This is a genomic window from Trichormus variabilis 0441 (genome assembly GCF_009856605.1).
In the GTDB taxonomy this organism is placed as follows: Bacteria; Cyanobacteriota; Cyanobacteriia; order Cyanobacteriales; family Nostocaceae; genus Trichormus; species Trichormus variabilis.
In genome coordinates this window covers 179,482-196,425 of sequence record NZ_CP047243.1, presented here as the reverse complement: position 1 = coordinate 196,425, position 16,944 = coordinate 179,482, and the positions used below count along the sequence as shown (strand labels likewise).

General features: G+C 40.3%; 13 protein-coding genes, 1 pseudogene and 1 riboswitch. Of the genes and pseudogenes, 1 reads left to right on the top strand and 13 read right to left on the bottom strand.

The genetic code is table 11. The annotated features are described in order from the left end of the window. Positions 1-6: 6 nt before the first annotated feature. The 12 genes and pseudogenes from feoB to GSQ19_RS27235 form a co-directional block, all read right to left on the bottom strand. On the bottom strand, positions 7-2,343 hold the full coding sequence (gene feoB, locus GSQ19_RS27290; RefSeq protein WP_011316464.1) for a Fe(2+) transporter permease subunit FeoB: 2,337 nt from the start codon (positions 2,341-2,343) through the stop codon (positions 7-9). Next, a pseudogene (locus tag GSQ19_RS27285) lies at positions 2,340-2,543 on the bottom strand (FeoA family protein); the annotation flags it as partial. The pseudogene GSQ19_RS27285 and the gene feoB, both read right to left, overlap by 4 nt. 327 nt (positions 2,544-2,870) lie before the next feature. Continuing rightward, positions 2,871-3,242 (bottom strand): FeoA family protein, encoded by a 372-nt coding sequence (locus GSQ19_RS27280; protein WP_011316462.1) that lies wholly within the window; start codon positions 3,240-3,242, stop codon positions 2,871-2,873. A gap of 505 nt (positions 3,243-3,747) precedes the next feature. Beyond that, a complete protein-coding gene (locus GSQ19_RS27275; RefSeq protein ID WP_011316461.1) occupies positions 3,748-4,791 on the bottom strand; it encodes a 1,9-bis(guanidino)-5-aza-nonane synthase in 1,044 nt (347 codons plus the stop codon). Between the two features lie 256 nt (positions 4,792-5,047). Beyond that, entirely contained in the window at positions 5,048-6,295 is a 1,248-nt protein-coding gene (rocD, locus tag GSQ19_RS27270; protein WP_011316460.1) for an ornithine--oxo-acid transaminase, read from the bottom strand. 707 nt (positions 6,296-7,002) lie between these two features. Further along, positions 7,003-7,224: a photosystem II assembly protein Psb35 gene (gene psb35, locus GSQ19_RS27265; RefSeq protein WP_011316459.1), complete on the bottom strand. Its 222-nt coding sequence runs from the start codon at positions 7,222-7,224 to the stop codon at positions 7,003-7,005. Positions 7,225-7,676: 452 nt separating this feature from the next. Then, the gene (locus tag GSQ19_RS27260; protein WP_011316458.1) at positions 7,677-8,678 is read right to left on the bottom strand and encodes an ABC transporter ATP-binding protein; all 1,002 of its coding nucleotides are present in this window, start codon (positions 8,676-8,678) and stop codon (positions 7,677-7,679) included. A 51-nt stretch (positions 8,679-8,729) separates the two neighbouring features. Next, a complete protein-coding gene (locus GSQ19_RS27255) occupies positions 8,730-9,809 on the bottom strand; it encodes an iron ABC transporter permease (protein ID WP_011316457.1) in 1,080 nt (359 codons plus the stop codon). Further along, on the bottom strand, positions 9,809-11,011 hold the full coding sequence (locus tag GSQ19_RS27250) for an ABC transporter substrate-binding protein (RefSeq protein ID WP_011316456.1): 1,203 nt from the start codon (positions 11,009-11,011) through the stop codon (positions 9,809-9,811). The genes GSQ19_RS27255 and GSQ19_RS27250 overlap by 1 nt, the downstream gene beginning before the upstream one ends. A 114-nt stretch (positions 11,012-11,125) precedes the next feature. Next, positions 11,126-11,998: a (2Fe-2S) ferredoxin domain-containing protein gene (locus GSQ19_RS27245; RefSeq protein WP_011316455.1), complete on the bottom strand. Its 873-nt coding sequence runs from the start codon at positions 11,996-11,998 to the stop codon at positions 11,126-11,128. Between the two features lie 39 nt (positions 11,999-12,037). Further along, complete coding sequence (locus tag GSQ19_RS27240; RefSeq protein ID WP_011316454.1) at positions 12,038-14,167, bottom strand: TonB-dependent receptor plug domain-containing protein; 2,130 nt, start codon at positions 14,165-14,167, stop codon at positions 12,038-12,040. A gap of 211 nt (positions 14,168-14,378) precedes the next feature. Then, positions 14,379-14,789 carry a DUF1636 family protein gene (locus GSQ19_RS27235; protein ID WP_011316453.1) on the bottom strand — a complete coding sequence of 137 codons (411 nt, stop codon included), beginning with the start codon at positions 14,787-14,789 and terminating at the stop codon, positions 14,379-14,381. 396 nt (positions 14,790-15,185) lie between these two features. Beyond that, positions 15,186-15,328, bottom strand: a riboswitch (cobalamin riboswitch). Between the two features lie 155 nt (positions 15,329-15,483). Here GSQ19_RS27235 and GSQ19_RS27230 point away from each other — a divergent pair. Continuing rightward, positions 15,484-16,572, top strand: coding sequence for an IS630-like element ISAva6 family transposase (locus GSQ19_RS27230; RefSeq protein ID WP_011316452.1), 1,089 nt, complete (start codon positions 15,484-15,486; stop codon positions 16,570-16,572). Between the two features lie 131 nt (positions 16,573-16,703). Here GSQ19_RS27230 and GSQ19_RS27225 read toward each other — a convergent pair whose 3' ends face one another. Next, a complete protein-coding gene (locus GSQ19_RS27225; RefSeq protein ID WP_011316451.1) occupies positions 16,704-16,943 on the bottom strand; it encodes a hypothetical protein in 240 nt (79 codons plus the stop codon). Position 16,944 lies beyond the last annotated feature (1 nt).

Below are 16,944 nucleotides of genomic sequence, written 5' to 3'. Positions count from 1 at the left end.
TAATGACTAATGACTAATAACTTCTCTTGTACGTGTAGTACCTGCCATCTTCAGTCCGAAAATAGCGATCGCCATAACAAAAGCTAATCCCACTACCCAAGCAATAGAAGAACTGGGATGTTGTGTAAATGTCGCCAGTTGGTAATATAAAACCGCCACCCAGTAAGCTAAACCAGTAGTCCAGCATCCAGCAAATACCGTCCACCCCAAATTAGTCTCCCGGTAAAGTGCAGCCGTCGCAGAAACGCAGGGAAAGTACAACAGTACAAACAACAGATAGGCGAAAGCCGCAGATGTACTACTAAACCGTTTGGACATTTCGCCGTAAGTGCTAACAGATACACCTTGAGCTTCTGCGGCTTGCTTTTGGTCTGTCGAAACATTGGCTGCACTTAAACCAAGGGGGTCAAATAGTTGACTAGGAAGTTTTGCCAAATTCTCTGGAATGCTAGCAAATGCTTTACTAATACCACCCCAAAAACTATATTCTTCCGGCAATTCTTGCTCTGCTGTGGCTGCTTTTTCTGCTTCTGCCAATCCCGTATACAGAGAGTTCATCGTACCAACCATCACTTCTTTCGCAAATACGCCTGTCATTAAACCAACGGTAGCCGGCCAGTTATCTTGAGTAATTCCCATTGGTGTAAATACTGGTGTGACTGTGCGACTCATGGCGCTGAGAATCGAATCTTTGCTATCTTGCTTGCCGAATGTGCCATCAGTACCAACAGAATTCATGAAGCCCAGGACGATCACCATAATTACAATAGCAATGCCGGCTTTGGTGATGAAAGCTTTGAGGCGATCGCCTGCACGCAACAAAACACCTTTAATCTTGGGTATATGGTATGGAGGTAGTTCCATGATAAAGGGGGCGGCTTCCCCTTGGAGAATGGTATTTTTCAAGATCAGTCCGGTGAATATGGCGGCTAAGATACCCAATAAGTAAAGACCTAAAACCATATTTTGACCGCCAACGGGGAAGAATGCACCAATAAACAGGGCGTAAACTGTTAATCTGGCGCTACAGGACATGAAGGGATTCATCATCACTGTCATCAGGCGATCGCGTTTATTTTCTAATGTCCGCGTCGCCATAATTCCTGGAATGTTACACCCAAAACCCACAATCATTGGTACAAAGGATTTACCGGGAAGCCCAATTAAACGCATCAACCGATCCATCACAAAGGCAGCCCGTGCCATATAGCCAGTATCTTCTAACACCGACAGACACAAGAACATCATGCCAATTTGGGGAATAAAAGTGGCTGTGGTTTGGATACCACCACCTGCGCCCTGTGCTAATAGTCCAATCAGCCATCCTGGTGCATTGATGTTTTCCAGCAGTTTACCGAAACCATCAACAAAAATCGTGGCAAATGAGATGTCAAAAAAGTCAATAAAAGCACCACCGACATGAATTGATATGGTGAATATCACGTACATGATGAACAAGAAAATCGGTATTCCCAACCAGCGATTGAGTACAATTTGGTCGATTTTGTCGGAAATGTTAGTTTTAACTTCCCGACTGCGTTCGGCTGCACCTTGAATTAAGTTACGAATAAAGGTGTAACGACTATCGGCGATGATGATATCTAAGTCATCATCGAGGGTTTGATGGACTTGTCGTCGGTGTTCTACAACTATCCTTTCTAATTCCTTACTCCTCAATTCTGGTGCAACTCGATCCTCGTATTCCAAAAGTTTTAAGGCTGTCCACCGGGGATCTACTGTGCGCTTGGGACTATGTTCTGTGATGAAAGGGACTAATTGCGCGATCGCATCTTCAATTACAGCTGGGTAAGCAACGTAAGTCGATGGTACTAATAAGTTAACGAGAGACTGATTAATCGCATCTTGTAACTCAGGTACTCCCTTACCTGATGTTGCACTCATGGGAATCACCGGACAACCAAGACGCTGTGAAAGTAGGGTGGGATTTATCTTAATTTCCCTGTCTTTAGCCACATCCATCATGTTCAACGCCACAATCATCGGTAAGCGCATTTCCATGATTTGGGTTGTGAGATACAAGTTGCGTTCTAAGTTGGAAGCATCAACAATATTAATAATCACATCCGCTTCACCAGCAAGCAGATAATCTCGCGCTATCAGTTCATCAAGTCCAGTGTCACTATCTTCAGCATCCAGAGAATAAACTCCTGGTAAGTCAACAACAGTAATATTTTTACCATTGTGGATATATTTGCCTTCTTTGCGTTCCACTGTGACACCAGGCCAGTTACCAGTTCTTTGATTAGCACCTGTCAAGGCATTAAATAAAGTAGTTTTACCACAATTAGGATTACCTACCAATGCAATTATCTGCTTCGTCATTGTGTTACTTCCTCTACAAATAAAGCATTGGCTTCGTCTTTACGCAGACTCAGTTTGAAACCCCGCACCTGGATTTCTACAGGATCTCCCAGAGGTGCATGGCGGGTGACAGTAAACTCTGTACCCGGTGTCAGTCCCATCGCCAGCAATTTTCCTTTATAACTACGGGCAGCTTTTTCATAACCAACTACCCGCCCCATAGAGCCTACAGCTAAATCACGTAGTTGTCTTTTTTCGCTCATTTTGTTGGTAAAAATCGGTATATTTAGTAACGCTATGTAAAATTCATAAACCATAACTGGCTGGCATTCTAGATAGAACAGCCTCATATCCGCTTAGTTATGAGACTTTATTTCATGACATATAATTGCACTTCTGATTTACAACTCTATTGCAAAACTATATCAAAACTGTGGACATATTTTCTTGTTTCCATCTTCTATACTTTAGTCAGTCCATATTTTCTGTTTCTCCCCTGCGCCCCTGCGCCCCTGCTCCCCTGCTGACAAGCGTGATGGTATATTTTTTTAGTTGGAAGTCCCTAAATTCGTACATAGTATTTTCTGTGCCATACCTACCCCTAAACCAATGCGGTTATCACCAAGTGCGATGATGACAGAACCATTGGCAATACTAATCACTTGAAGTTCAGTTCCAGGAACTAATCCCATACCAATCAGACGACGGACTGTACCTTCTGTCCCTTTGAGTTTAGCGATCGCCAAACGCTCTCCCACACTAGCGATCGCTAAAGGGAAAGATTTACCTGTGTTCACAAAAGAGCCACTTTTGGGTGTTTTTTCTTCTAATTCGGGAGTTTTAGGTGTCTCTCCAAAAAACTGAAACCCCCATCCTTTAGGCTTTTGGGGTTGGTTGTAGTTATTTTTGCTATCTGTCATCACCTTTCAAAACAGTGGGTGGGTTTGGAGTAATACAACTGGCAACAATACCAACTTTTCCCCCTGCTGCAACTCCTTTGCAAAATGTCACCAAAAAAGGTAGCAAGCATGAAGACTTACGGTTGACATAGTTTCAGAATCTTAATCTAGTTGATAGTATATATCAATTAGGAGATAAAAAAGATTTAATTCTTGCAAATAGATATAAAGTAATAATGCAGAGATAAGCTGTCTTGTCAAAAGACAACTTGTAAAATATTACAAACTATGAAAATTAGCAAGTCAACAGATAAGAAATACTAACCTTTTGCCAGCAGCCATAGCATTAGCTCAAAGATGAGGAAATCTTCATTTCCCAACAAAAACAGAGTGAGCTTGAGTTAAGTTTGACACTCTGTCTTTTGACATAGATACTACTTTAACTGGGAGCATATCAACTTTGTTAGAACAAAAGAACTAACAGGAGCTAATCTAACAAAGCTGAGATGCTCCCCCCTAAAAATCTCTACACAGTTGCTACTTTGGGCTGCGGTTTAGTAAACAGTTGAGCTAAACGATGCGGTTGGCGATCGCGCCAGTTCCCCTTATGATACGCATACCCCGCAATTAATGGTAACGCCACAGTCGCCTCAGAAAATACCATCTGTTCAGTAGCTTTATCTACCTTCCCCCAAGAATGAGCCTCTTTGAGAGTAGAACCAGACAAAGCCCCATCTCGCTCATCAGCCACAGTGACTTGAATTGTATACTTGTGCATACTCGTTTCAAATCCCAGCAATTCCGCAGCTACCACCGTATCCTGAGCAAAGTTTTTCGGTACACCGCCACCAATCATTACCAAGCCAGTGTAATTAGAAGCTAGTTTGCACTGGGTCAACTCCCGAAAGTCTCGCACTGAGTCAATTGTCACATGAGATTCTGGAGAATTCCATTGATGATGCACTAAACCAAATCCCGCCGAACAGTCACTAAAAGCAGGGACAAAAATTGGTACTTGGTGTTGATAAGCGGCTTGCACCACAGATTGACCATAGTTACCCCGACGTTCTAAATAAACCGCCATCTGCTCAATAAATTCCCGTGAAGAATAGGGACGCTTCTCTAAATTCTCGGCGATTTCGGCAATAGTCATGTCACATACCCGCAGTTGATCCTCATCAATATAGGTGTCATATATGCGGTCTATGCGTTGCTGTCTTAAAACCTCATCATCAGCAAAGGGATCGCCGACATAATGACGATAACCCAACGCTTCAAAGAAATCTTGGTCAACAATGTTAGCTCCGGTAGAAACAATAGCATCTACCATATTGTGAGTAATTAAATCGTGGACTATTCCCTTGAGTCCAGCACTAAATAAAGACCCAGCTAAACACAGAATAATCGTGCATTCTTTATCTTGCAGCATTGCGTCATAAATTTTTGCTGCCCGCCCCAAATTTCGACCTTGGAAAGCTGTCTTACTCATTGCTTCCACTAAGCCAACAACATCAAAAGCTTTAATGTCAATTGGTTGCACGGTCTCTTGCAAAAGTTCTTCACGATTCATGGTAGATTGTCCTTTTTATTGAAAATTAAAATCATCCGGTCTACTTACACAACTAGAAGGCAAATTCTGCCAACGTACTAGGTGCTTCGCAGTGGTCATACCAGGACAAACCGGGATCTGATTGCCGTCTTTTATTCAATTTGACGTACAATTCCCAGATACTCATAAGTTGGGTGAAAAGATTGTTCAATTTTGCTACTAATGACTGCTCAAACACTACAAATCACCCCTCAGAAATCAATTTACGCCAAACTAATTAAGTGGTGGTTAAAACTCGCTCAATTTTCTCTAATGCCCAATCTATTTCATCTTCGGAAATAACTAAGGGTGGAGCAAAACGAATGACATTATCTCTAGTCTCTTTAGCTAATAACCCCTCTTTAGCTAAAGCTTTACAAAAACGCCTTGCACCACCAGCTTCGGGGTACAATTCCATACCAATTAATAAACCTTTGCCGCGTACTTCTTTGATATATGTACTTTCTATTGATTGTAATTTCTCTATAAAATATTCCCCTAGTTTTAAGGCTTTTTCTGGTAATTTTTCTTCTATAAGAACATCAAGTGCTGCAATGCCAATAGCAGCAGCTAAAGGATTTCCCCCAAAGGTACTACCATGATCCCCTGGTTGAAATATACCCATCACTTCCTCTGTAGAAATAAATGCAGAAATGGGATAAAATCCACCAGATAAAGCTTTACCTACAGTTATGCCATCTGGCTTAACATTCTCATATTGATGGGCAAACATTTTACCTGTTCTTCCCAAGCCCGTTTGGATTTCATCAAAAACCAGTAAGACATGATGATGGCGACAGATTTGTTCAGCTTGCTTTAAAAACCCATGAGGCGGAACAATAATACCTCCCTCACCCTGAATTGGTTCTACCAAAAATGCCGCAGTGTTAGGAGTAATAGCTTGTTCTAATGCTTGAGCATCACCAAAAGGAATAACTTTAAACCCAGTAGTTAAAGGCCCAAATCCATCTTGATATTGTTCTTCTGTAGAGAAACTGATTAAACTAATAGTGCGTCCAGAAAAATTATTACTACAAACGATAATTTCTGCTTGATTTTCTGGTATGCCTTTTACTTTATAAGCCCATTTACGAATGGCTTTAATAGCTGTTTCCACAGCTTCGGCTCCCGAATTCATGGGTAGCACTTTAGGTAAGCCAGAAATTTGACAAAGCTTTTGATAGAATTTTCCTAATTGGTCATTACGAAAAGCTCTAGAAGTCAGTGTAACTTGTTGAGCTTGTTTTATCATTGCTTGAAGAATTTTGGGATGACAATGACCCTGATTTAATGCTGAATAAGCTGAAAGAAAATCGAGGTATTTTTTACCTTCTATATCCCATACCCACACACCTTCTCCTTTGGTAATAACTACATCTAAAGGATGGTAATTATCAGCACCATATTGCTGTTCTAGCTCAATATAATCCTGGGTATTCATAGTGTCGAAGCTGGAAATTTCCAGACTTATGTTTGCTGCCTGCATATTTACTCCTGATAGTTTTGAGGTATTGAAATAAAACTAGAAAATATCTAAAAGATTACCAGTCAAATGAGACATTCAACGGGTATGAGCAGAATTTGAAAGAATTAGCTTTGTCTTTGGTTTTATAGTTCCCAATTTCAGGATGCTATTGACATCAAAGCCAAGACTTTACTCCTAAAATTAGTCAGTTAAGTCAAGGACAAGCAATATTATTCAAAGTTTGTGGATTTTTTCTAAATATCTCAACTAGCCAGTAATTATTGACCAGCTATCTGCCCATCTTCCAGATACGCAACTTGTGTAGCACAGATGACTGCCTACTTTTAGTGAAGAAAACCAGTTGCCCACTCTGTCTGAATGTAAAATTTTGCTGGCATAATAACCAAAGGTATAAACTGTAAAATTTCTAATGTTGGTTCTATATTTATCCGCACCTAGCAAATGAAAACAAAAGATAATGAACAGATGCTCTCTATTTTAGCTGAGAAACTTTTGTCTCTTTCACATATGCCTTTAAGAGCCTAATTATACGTTTGTTTCTCTTTTACTTTGGGTGAATATATCACTAGAAATTAACGAGATAACTTAGTATATCACTGTTTACTATAATAGTAATTATTAAATCTAATTTTGGTGAAATTTTTTAGACAAACACCTGTTTGTTGCCACCAACTCATCTGGCTGTGTACTTTTCTCTTAGTTTGAGATTATTTACTAGATGGATTTTGTTTATTGATATTTTTAGTAAGTTGTAAAATCCAGGCTGGAGTTTCAGTATTTTCCCAACCAGCAGGGCGTTTAGAAATATACCAGGCGATTGAACCAACAATTGTGGCTAGCAGGAAGCCACCCAGTGTTATTGCTAACAAAGAAATTTGAAAAGATTTTGTATAAGTAGGATTAGTTGCTATTTCGCTCAAAAGTAACATTTAAGAGTTAATCTCCTTGCCATACATCGGGTCTTGCATCACGTAAGCTAACACGAAAATCTATACCGTTCAATCCCACACAGGGGCATACGAAAAATCTTGTCCTACAATTGTTTTCTTTACTCGTGTGTGTTTTAGGCTTTACTACACGAATGGCACGCTCGTTAAACGCCAGCCCCTACTCTAACTGGTTTTTGGGTGTGGGGTGTGGGGAATTGAGAAGATGTTGAACTCCTTGACGCAACTAAAATCTAACTTTGTTAAACACTACACCTTATCCCTAATACCATTTCACAATACCCTACGGGTACTCTGCGAGTTCTCTTGAGAGTACGCGTAGCGTCTGTCTACGACACGCTTCGCGAACGTTAGAGAAGCAAGCTACGCAACGCTCAATTCTTCCACACGCTACTTGATTGCAGATGAAAGTATATTTATACTAGTAGCAACTACTATAATAAATTTATATATTTAATTACATCGTACAGTGAATTATAAATATTTACGGTCTGGCTGTTGGTAATTTTCCACATCAATTTTCTTGAATTTGATATTACTTCTATTGAAATTGGTAAATTATTTTCACTTTGAAAGACTTGAAATCCTGCACGTTTCAAAGCACGCATCGTCCACACCGCAGCGATACCCTCACCGATAAAATTAATATTGCCTTTTTGGTGTGTATGTAAATGAAACTCACCAGAAAAAATATTAAACTCTACACCTTCACTGCGGAAAGTATCAGCAAAAGCACCACTTAATACCAAATCTTCTGGTGCGCCAATGTGTAAAATTCCCTCAGATGTTAATAACCAAACTTGGTCAGCTAGACGCAAAGCTAAATCTAAATCATGGGTAGAAAGTAAAATCGCTTGCTGATTTTCTCGTGCTAACTGGCGTAACAGTTGCATAATTTCCACCCGCCGTGGTAAATCTAAAAATGCCGTCGGTTCATCTAGCAACATCACCATCGGCGACTGTGCTAAAGCACGTGCAATCATAATTTTTTGACGTTCACCATCACTGAGTTCGCTAACTTGACGCGCAGCTAAATTTAATGCACCTACAGATTTTATTGCCCAATGTACTATAGCCTCATCTTCAGGCGTTAATTTTCCCCACCAGTCAGTATAAGGATGTCGTCCCAAACTCACCAGAGTATAAGCCGATAACATACCCACATCCACCCTTTCCGTCAGCACCAAACTCAACCGCTTGGCTAAATCCTGCGGTGCTAACTTATAGATATCATCACCCAAAAGCCGCACCTGACCCGCTAGAGGTGGTTGCATTCCGGCGAGCGATCGCAGTAAGGTAGACTTACCCGCACCATTAGGGCCAAGTAAACACACCAATTCCCCAGCTTCCAGACACACAGAAATATCCCTCGCCACACACCGCAACCCCTTCCCCGACTTATAACCAATACATAAATCCTGAGTCCTCAAAATCATCAACCCCACCTCAAAAAAACTCTCCGCGTCCCTCCGCGCCTACCTCTGCGTTTAAAAAGACTTACCAGAACTACGCCTTAAAATCACCCAAGTAACCACAGGAGTTCCAATCAAAGCCGTAATTGCATTTAAAGGTAAAACCATCTGACTCACCGCAAGTTGAGAAAATAAATCAGCCACCAAAGCCAAGATTCCCCCCATAATCATCACACCAGGGATTAAAATCCGATGATCAGAACTCATAAATAGACTGCGACACAGATGAGGAATAGCCACACCCAAAAATGCGATCGGCCCGCAAAAAGCCGTAATGCCACCTGCTAAAATAGAAGCACTACCAATAATAGAAAACCTAGCTTTCTCCACCGTCAAACCCAAACTCCGCGCGTAAGCTTCCCCCAACAACAGCGCATTTAAAGATTTCGATTGCAACACCGCCACCAATAAACTGCAAACTATCACCGGAATTAACACAATTAACTGTTTCCAAGTCACCCCAGCGAAGCTACCAAAAGTCCACATAATATAACTTTGAATCCGTTCTCTAGAGCTAAATTGCAATAAAATACTCACAATTGCACTCGTAGCGTAACCAAACAATAAACCCAAAATTAACAGCGTCATCGTCTCTTGTACTCGACGCGCCACCACTAACATCAAACCCAAAACCGCAGCCGCACCAAGACTAGCAGCTATCACCAACCCAAAATCAGTAATGATTCCTAAATCATTTAATAAATTTGGTGTAGCCACACTTGCAGTTAACACCACCAAAGCCACACCCAAACTTGCACCAGAACTAATTCCTAACACAAAAGGCCCCGCTAAGGGATTTTTAAACAAAGTTTGCATTTGCAAACCACTCACACCCAAAGCTGCGCCAGCTAAAGTTGCAGTCACAGCTTTCGGAAGTCTAAATTTCAGAATAATATTTGCCCAAGTCGCTTTTTCTGGTTCTTGTCCCAGTAAAATATTGATCACTTCCTGAATAGGGATAGAGACAGAACCTAAAGCTAAATCCAGTAAAAATGCAACAACCAACCCAATACTTAAAAGTAAGAATGCTAAAGTTTTGATAGAGGTAGATTTAAAGAGTATTAATAGGTTAGACGGCAGATATTTAAATAACATTATTTATTAAATTTACGATAATAAAACAATTGATGATTCGGTAATATTTCTGGATGCAGGATTTTAATTAAATCTGCAAGCACAATATCAGGGTTACTAATTCCCCCTTCCCAGTAATCATTACCACCATTCGCATTCACCCGCGCATTGTTATTATAAAGATTGCCTGTTTTCACAGCTTGAAAATCAGCATAACGATTATCTTCTGTTATTAAATCCTTGACATTTTGCCAACCTTGGCTAAAATTCAACCAATAATCAGCATTAGCTGCACGTTCTAAAACCACTTCAAAAGAAAGAGGTAAACTACCATTAGATTTATCATCACTCCACAAATAATTTCCTCCAGCATCAGCCAGATATTTAGCAACATAACTATTACCAGCCGGCATAAACCAAGTACCTTTAAAGTTAAAACCAACAAATACACTCGGACGGTATTTCACAGATTGAGCTTTTGCAGCTATTTGTGTATATTTTTGAGCAATTTCACTAAATATCTTTTCTGCTTTGGCTTCTTGATTAAAAAACAAAGCCGTAAATTTTAACCATTCACTTCTCCCCAATGGTGTATCTTCCATATACTCAGCATTTATCCCCACCTTTAAACCAGCTTCTGTGAGTTTGCTATAACTGTCAGTTTGAGAATTCCCTGTGCCGAAGGTTGTTACTAAGTCGGGATTTAAGGCTAATAATTTTTCGATATCTACATTGGAATTATTGCCGACTTGGGTAATATTTCCGGTTTTAATTCTCTCAATAACTTCAGGCGTATTGACTTGTTTAATATTACTCACTCCAATTAATTTATCAACTACATCTAATTTAGCTAAGTGGGGTAAATGTGTAGTTGATAAAGAAACTATAGAGTTAATAGGAACTGTAATTACTTGCGCCTGCTTAAATCCTTGGGGTGTGGGTGTTCCGCATTGGACTAGAACATATTGAAACTGAGTTTTAGCATTTTGCCAAGGATTTTTGATGGTGACTACTTTGTAATGTTTGTGATATTCTACCGCCAAACCTCTGGCGTGGGTGATTTTGATTTTATTGGGAAAGTAATCTTGGTTAGGGTTATACTTGGGGGTACAGGTGTTAGTTGATGTGTGAATTGTGGTTTGATGACAGGCGATGATCAGGGTGGCTATGAGGCATAGTTGACAGAGGAAAATGATTGGTTTTTGGTGGGGGAGTTTTATCATTTTTATCTCACGCAGAGACGCACCGAAAAGTCGGAGCGGAGGTTTCCTCCGTTGGCGTAGCCCGCCGCAGGCATCTGAACTTTTCAAGACAGAGGCACAGAGAGTTAGAGGAGATTATGGGGTTTGGGGTGGGTAGAGGTTTTCGGTGATTTTGTTACCTTTAATGAGGTGTTCGTTGACGATATTTTCGGCAACGTTGGGGTTAACGCGAGTGTACCAAGTTCTATCATTGGAATAAAAAACAACTGGGCCGAGTTGACAAACTTCTAAACAGCCAGAGGTTCTAACTTCAATGTCTAAACCTGCATTTTCTACTGCTGATTTTAAAGCATCAAATGTAGGTTGCCATTTGCGAGAAGGTAGACAGCGTGTAGAGGTACAAACGGAAATATAGGCATGTTTGAGAGGATTTTTGCTAAATGGTATGGTTTTTTTACCTAATACATAAATATCTCGCAAATCTTGATAAAGAGCTAACTTATCTAGATTCGGTTTACCCTCCGGTAATAAATTTTCTCCATCTACCAAAGGATTAGGTAATAAAATCGTCATCAATTGTTCATTCGCACCATTCCAAAACTGAATCCCCCAACTTCTGGGATTTCCTTCTAAATTAAACCGCCGATAAAAAGCCGCACGAGAAACTAAACGTTGCTTCCTCACTTCCACAGGAGTTTTACACAAAGGGCCACCAAAATTAGTATCAATACATAAATGTAAATGCCACCCCTCAGTAGCCACCGTCAAATATCCATCATAGAGAATACAAAGCTTTGGTGGTGCATTAAATTCTAATTCTAAAACACTACCTTGAACAATATGAGCAATCCCAACCTGCTGCCAATTTTGTTCAAACAAAGTATAAACTAACGATGCTAAAACATCACTCCCACAATCAAAATATTCATACTCAATAAAACCCCCCGTAGCTAAATCTTCTTTAAACACCTCATTAACTGGTGTCACCCAACAATTAAACTCACTCATTTCTAACTCTCCTCTGCGCCTCTCCGTGAAAAAAACTCTTTAGAACCGAGAACTCAACCCAACCTGAAAAACCCTCCCCCCATCAGGATAACCAGGAAACAACTGATAACGCTGATCGAACAAATTATCCAAACTCCCAGTTAAAGTTAAACTATCACTAATAGGCATACGCATCTTCAAATCAAAAGTCGTATACCCCGAAAGAAACTCCGTATTAATATTATTAGTGGGATACCCATTTAAAGAATTCATCAACACACCAAAATACCAACCTTGAGGATTTTCATAGGAGACACCCAAATTTAATTTATCCGCACCCGCAAACCTTAATTCCTTATCAATCTCCGCCGGATTAGCACTTTCTAAAATACGCGGATTATTCGCTGTATAATTAACAAAAGCATAAACATTCCTTGCTAGTTGTAAATTTAACGAAGCTTCAATTCCCGTAGTTTGTACTAACCCGATGTTTTCCCAAGTACCTGTATTACCATTTACAGGCGGAATTAAGCTTTTGAAGGCAATTGTATCTGAAACCCTGTTACTAAAAAATGTCAATCTCAACAAACCAATATTCCCTAACTTTTGGTCAATCCCCACATCAAAACTATCTCCTTGTTCTGGCTTGAGGTCAGGATTACCAATATTAGTAGGATTAGTATTAAATAAATTGGCGATCGTCGGCGCACGGAAATTTCTGATATAGTTGGCTCTGATTGTAGTTGCATCTGAAAGTGCGAATTTTGCTCCTACAGATGGTGAAGTAAACGAACCATTGACCAAACTACTAAAATCTTGCCGCACTCCTAAATTCATACTAAAACTAGGAGAAAAGTTAACTTCATACTTACCGAAAATTGCACCTTGTCCTATAGCATCATCATAATTTTCTCTGGTGATGTTTGTCCCATAATTAAATGTGGTGTTACGTACATTAGTATTACGATAGTCAAAGCCATAAACTAAGGTCTGATTCTTCGCAACATTCCAATTATGGGTAACTTGAATACCATAGGAATCCTGTTTGGTATCAAAGCGATTTTGAGATGTGATTGCACCACTACGATTATCAAAACGAGTGTTGAGAAAATCAGCGTAAACTCTCGCTGTTAAGAGTGAATCATCTCCGCTTCCTAATTGAGAATTCCAGGTTAAATCAGTAAGAACTTGGTCTGTGTATTTGCGGTTATTCTCGGTGAGAGAGTTAAAAAATCCCTGTCCAAATTGGGGGAAAGGAATGGGTACACCTCCAGGTACTCCCTGTTCTTTACCTAAATATAGAGTGGAGAGGGTTAAGGTGTTGCGTTTACCTAAATTTGCCTCTAGTTTGACGTTAAAGTTATTAAAGAGTGCGTCATTATTTCTTCTCGTTCCCTCAAAGTTAGCTTCAGGAATACGAAAGCGATAATTATTTTGTGCTTGAGTCCGGTTATATCCAACTACCCAAGAAATATCACCTGATTTTCCACTATTTTGAATACTTTGTTGGTTCAATCCATAGGAACCAAAATTAACTTTAGTTTCTGTGGTAATTTGCTCTGTAGGACGACGGGTAACAATATTAATTACCCCACCTATTGCATCTGAACCATAAAGAGTTGAACCACCTCCTGGTAAGACTTCAACTCTTTCAATATTATTAGTGGTAAATTCTGACAGGTCGAAACCACCACCACCTAAATTATTAATTGGTCTACCATCTAATAAGATTAAGACTTGTCCGGTGTTAGAACCGCGAATAAATTGACCACTTAAAGCATTTACTTCTGTCCCAACTGTACCGTCACCTAAAATACCAGGAAGAAATCGCAGTGCTTCTCTGACGGTTCTTGCACCTTGCGCTTCCATTTCTTCGCCGGTAATGACATACACCGGACGGGTGGAATCTTTGACTGTTCCCTCGCGGCGAAAAGGGGAAAATACAGGTTCATTTAACAGTTTGTCAATAACTGTCAGTTCAATGTCGGGTTCGGTTTCTGTTGTATTTTGAGATGTTACTTCTGCAACTGGTTGTAAGTCTTTGGCGGAACCTTCCTCTTGTGGAAACTCGGAAATTTGTAGAACTTCTGTGGCTATAATGCTGGAACTTTTCCACAGCATCCCTGCGGTGATAGTCAAACTAGAAACGATAAGTTGAGTTCCCCATCTGGCAATAAACTGAGTACGCATTGGTAATTTAAGCCACCTGTATAACTAAAAATTGATTGTCAGCAAAGATTTGAGCTTTTTTGGTAAAAAACTTTCAGCCAGTAGGAAACCTGCAATATTTTGATAATGATTATTATTATTATGTAAATGGTGTAACTTACAAGCTTGTTTCAAAGGTTCGTAGTAAGGACTAAAGGCTTTACTACGAACTTGATGTACTACTGGTAATTAATTAACAGCAATCCACGGTTAATTTTGCCCACTTATTTAGGGGTGGGATTTTTGCTAAAATTCCTGTTTTTAAACGTTCTGGACGTTCTGACCAAGGTAGTAAACCATCAGGGTTGACGTAGTATTGAGTTGCACATTGCAGTATTGCAGATGGACTATCATCAACTGCTAAATTGCCGAAAAGATAGGTTAATTTCCCTTCTCCTGTAAAGGCGATAGTACAAGCATGGTTGCAAGCACTCATACATTCAACTCCTTGAATGGAGAATTTATGTTGCAATTCCCAATTTTGTGCAAGTGCTTGGAGTTGTTGCAATAGCTGCTGTCCACCACTTTCACCAACTCGCTTGCCATCTTGCCACACACTGGCACAGGTCGTGCAGACAAATAAAGTATGTTGTTTTTTGCTCATTGATTTTCAGGCGTTGCTGATTGATAGCATGAATTAGCCTTACGCATTTACCGCTAGGCGTTGCTGTACTCCTACACTGTGGGTTCGTGGTAGCGTCTATAAAAGAGAAGCTAACGCAACGAGGAAGCTTAGACGCATTCGCTGTTAAGCGTTTGGTGCAGGTAGGCGTAAAGTTACCTCTAGCTTGGGTAAAGTAAATATGCAAAGCGAAAGATAAAATACAACTGTGTTTTCCAGTTTGTATCTATAACTTTCCGTGTAAGTATTGATATCTGTATGGAAATATCTACAGTCTCATAGAAAGTAGTGTGTGGCGTATATATGACGCTATGAGACAGTTATCCTCTTTAATGGGCAGAGTATTGATTGCGTTATTCATCTGTACCTCGCAGATAAGAATGTGTTGTACTTTCGGCGGGCATTCTGACTTTGAGGCATAAGCCCCATTACAGCTGCGGGACAGCGCCGGATTCACACCGGACTTTCCCCGTTACCTCTGATGGCTGACCCCCACCAGAACCGAGTTGCTATTGAGAAAATAGTACCACAGCAATGATGCTGAAATTCAGCCGCTACTTAAAACGTAAAGTAATCCCCACTGTACCAAAATCAGCAAAAGCTAGGGCGATCGCATAACTAATACTGAATAGGGAAAGGTAGTATCATTTGAAGCAGAGGGAAAAAGGCTAGAAAAATGGTACGTCCCAGGATAAAACTAACAGAGCATCTATCAACAGAAGAAATAGAACAAAGTTATCGCCGATGTGAAGATGCACAAGAGAAAACCCGATGGTTAGTGATTAAATTGCTCAATCAACAACCACAGTTGTCAGCGCAAAAGGTAGCAGAGATTGTGGGATTCTCAGGGGACTGGGTGAGAAAAATCGTGCGGCGATACAACAAGCTAGGAGCAAACGGAATCATCAATCAACAGAAACTGAAACCAGGAGGAAAAAAACTTGCACTCACAAACGAGCAACAACAGTGGTTGCGCCAAAGGTTAGCTTCACCACCAGAAGATGGGGGGTTATGGAGTGCGCCAAAAGTAGGGGAATTGATCCGAGTACAGTTTGGAATTACACTCCATGTCACTACAGCTTGGGATTACCTCAAAAGGCTAGGATTTAGTCTGCAACAACCACGACCTCTGCATACTGAGGCGGCAACTTTTGTTCAAAGACAGATGTTTAAAACTGAGTTAACGGAGTTTGTGCGATTGTTACGTTTCCTCCATCCGCACAAATCAGTTGAAGTTTGGGCAGAAGATGAAGCTCGATTAGGCCTCAAACCCATCGTCCGTCGAGTTTGGACACCAGTAGGTCATCGTCCCAATGCTGTGCATCGCACTCGTTACCAATGGCTTTATACTTATGGATTTGTCCATCCAGCTACTGGCGAGAGTTTTTTCTTGATTTTACCCAGAGTCAACATTGCTGTCATGCAAATGGCTTTAGATGCTTTTGCCGCTGAAGTCAATCCTCATCATCACAAAATCATTGTTTTGCTTGTTGATCAAGCTGGTTGGCATACCAGTAAACAATTAATGTTGCCAGCTGGTATCATTCTGTTTCCTCTGCCTGCTTATACACCTCAACTCCAACCGACTGAGTGTGTTTGGTCGCTTCTACGTGAAGCTGTTGCTAATCAGATGTTTTCTACTCTCGATGAACTAGAAACTGTGTTAATTTCTCGTTGTCAATGGTTAATGTCTCACCCTCAAATTGTTCATGGCAAGGTTGGGTTTGATTGGATTTGCCAAATTCGACCTCAGTTATTCAATTAATACTTCCTTTCCCAATTTAGTATAAGAATGAAGGCTAATCGCCAGACATACCCAAATACTAAAAGAAGTCTTGGTTGCTATAGCCAAGACTTCAAGTGAATTTATTCAATTGAACACGCTTACACAATTGCTTATCCCAAATTACTGAAGAAAGTTCCCCAAAGGATTCCTGTGACTCCTACAGCAATTAAAAGGTTAGTGAAAAACTTGCCTAATTCAATTTCTTGTCCAAGTGCTTTGTCATCTTGACCTGCGGTGAAAAATAATGACCAAGCTTGGTTGGAATTGATTTTCTCAAAGTTGGTGAAATCAGGTCGAAAAACAACGGGGCCAATTAAATCTTGTTTAGGGAAATCAAAATCAGTTCTCATA